Source organism: Burkholderia sp. Bp9143, from assembly GCF_003853645.1.
GTDB lineage: Bacteria > Pseudomonadota > Gammaproteobacteria > Burkholderiales > Burkholderiaceae > Burkholderia.
In genome coordinates this window covers 1-2385 of the sequence record NZ_QTPO01000118.1, presented here as the reverse complement: position 1 = coordinate 2385, position 2385 = coordinate 1, and the positions used below count along the sequence as shown (strand labels likewise).

1 protein-coding gene and 1 pseudogene are annotated in these 2385 nt (G+C 57.5%); both read right to left on the bottom strand.

Annotated elements, in window-relative coordinates:
* Positions 1–119 precede the first annotated feature (119 nt).
* Complete coding sequence (gene ltrA / locus DIE23_RS38835) at positions 120–1592, bottom strand: group II intron reverse transcriptase/maturase (protein WP_124618157.1); 1473 nt, start codon at positions 1590–1592, stop codon at positions 120–122.
* A 610-nt stretch (positions 1593–2202) separates the two neighbouring features.
* A pseudogene (locus tag DIE23_RS38830) lies at positions 2203–2385 on the bottom strand (IS5/IS1182 family transposase); the annotation flags it as partial.

Sequence of the window (2385 nt, the reverse complement as noted above, 5' to 3'; positions counted from 1 at the left end):
ACGCCGATGTCGGGTAAGCGCGTGCTGTTGCCAGCACGCGCTCCCCTAAGAACCGGACGTGCGAGTCGCCCCGCATCCGGCTCAAGCCATTCACCAGCACCAGCGTTGGTACCGGGCAATCAATCGTCAGTCGCGGCTCGACGACGGGCAAGGTAGGACGACCACGCAGGGTCAAACGGATTTGCCTGGCCACGTACCTTCACGTGACGAACAATCGGAACCGTCGCAGCCCGAAACAGCCGGGTTACTCCGTGGGCTTGGGACCGGGCAGTAAACGCCCAGGTACGGTTCCCCTCTACGTGGAAGTATTTGTTTTTCACCCAGCCCGCGCCTTTCGTGGGGTGCCGACGCATCGCCCATTTCCACAAGAGGCGCCAGATGTGAGCATCTACCGACGTAAAATGAGATTTTGAGACCACATGACGGTGATACATGGCCCAACCCCGAATCACTGGGTTGAGCTGTACGATCAGATTTCTCTGTGTGGCGCTCCTATGCTGTCTCACGATTTCCCTAACCTTTTCCAGAAGTGCCTTCACACTTTTGTTGGCCGGTTTGATGAGCAGCTTACCCGCGTACTTGCGGACATTCTGACCAAGGAAATCGAACCCATCGGCAATGTGGGTAACTCTGGTTTTCTCTTCCGAGAGTTCCAGACCCCGAACAGCCAAGAATTGCTTGACCGCAGGGAGTACGTTCTGCTCCAGAATGTCCTTCGACACTCCGGTCACAACGAAGTCGTCCGCATACCGGTTGACGTTGATCTTGAACTTTCGGCGTGCGCGTTCCGTCGGGCCCACGCTTGCATCTACTGCCGCTTCCAGTCCGTCCAGCGTCATATTCGCGATGACAGGCGAGATGATGCCCCCTTGCGGTGACCCAGCCTCAGTCGCGAATAGGGTTCCTTCGTCGATAAATCCGGCCTTCAGCCATCGTCGCAGGACCTCCTTATCCATCGGAATGTGTTGAAGAATCCAGTCGTGACTAAAATTATCGAAACAGCCACGAATGTCTCCCTCCAGAATCCACTCCGGCGACTTACGCTTGGCTAGAGTGGTAAAGCAGCATTCGATAGCATCGGCAGTCGAACGTTCGGGCCGGAACCCGTACGAGTTTGGATCCGCCAAGGTCTCCGCAATGGGCTCCAACGCGAGCTTCCATAGTGCCTGCATTGCTCTGCACAGCATGCGGGGAATTCCGAGCGGACGCTTCTTGCCATTGCTCTTCGGGATGTAGACGCGTCGAAGCGGCAACGCCCGATAACCGTGGTGTTGCATTGCTTCCATCCCTTTCCATTTGGCCGCCGGGGTCGACCAGAGCTTGCCATCGATACCCGGCGTTCTCTTGCCGCGATTCTCAGTCACTCGCTTCACGGCTAGCATCTTGCCGCTGTGCGAGCGGGTCAGCAGACGCTGCAAGGCCTTGGCCTTGCCCCATCTGCCTTCCTTGGTTGCCTTGGCGATACGCACCTGGAGTCGCCGCACCTCATCCTTGATGCGAGGCCAATCAGCCTGAAGCCACATCTCGGTGGGGCGCGAGGGTGCACCAGCCCCGAATGCCCCTGCTTGCGCAGTGCCCCCAGTTGCCGTCATCTGCCTTCCCTCGTATAACGATTAATCAAGTTCTCTCGCCATGAATGACCACGCGGAAGTCAGCCCGCTTTCGCGTCGGGCGATGTTTCAGCCCGTATCCCGGCCATTACAGCCGGGCGTTCGCTTTTTCCGCAATCCTCTACCCCCAGCACTAACAGCGTTCCTCGCGGTTCGCCTGCCGTTTCCGGCAGCGCTACGGGCTTACCCTGTTCCGCATGAATTTCAGAGCGGGGCGGATCCCTCCTATTCGCCGGCGGCAGATTGTCCATGATGGCCCAGCTCACATAGGCCATGCCTTACCGCGTGCCATTTTGGCTCAAGCCTATCAGCACATTTGGCTTGTACAATGATGACGACGTTTAACAGAGGTTCACATACGTTGATCGTTGCCGCTCGTCCCTAGCTCCTCACCACCCTTGTGCTGGCAGATTCCGCTTTCCCTCGCGGGTCGGCGTACCGAATCAATCGGCGGTTACATTGTTCCCAGAGCTTCACACCGAGCCGTTACCGGCTCCGCATGTCTGGGTAGGGAACGGTTGATGGAACAACCGGTTTAATCACAACACACATCTCGTTGAGTTAGACAGAAATTCAAGCGACTTTCAGGTCGCACGTGCGCCTTCATGCCGAAGTGCCACTCGTTGGCTTTCTTCGTTTGATGCATGTCCGGATCGCGACGCTTCTCGGCGTTCTTGGTCGACGGCGGCGCTTCGATGATCGTCGCATCGACCAGCGTGCCTTCCTTCATCATCAGCCCGCGTTCGCACAGCGAGATGCCAATCTCGTCGAACAG

Bases quoted from the DNA above. Each gene is read 5' to 3' on its own strand.
- ltrA (WP_124618157.1), bottom strand. From the start codon at position 1,592: ATGACGGCAACTGGGGGCACTGCGCAAGCAGGGGCATTCGGGGCTGGT.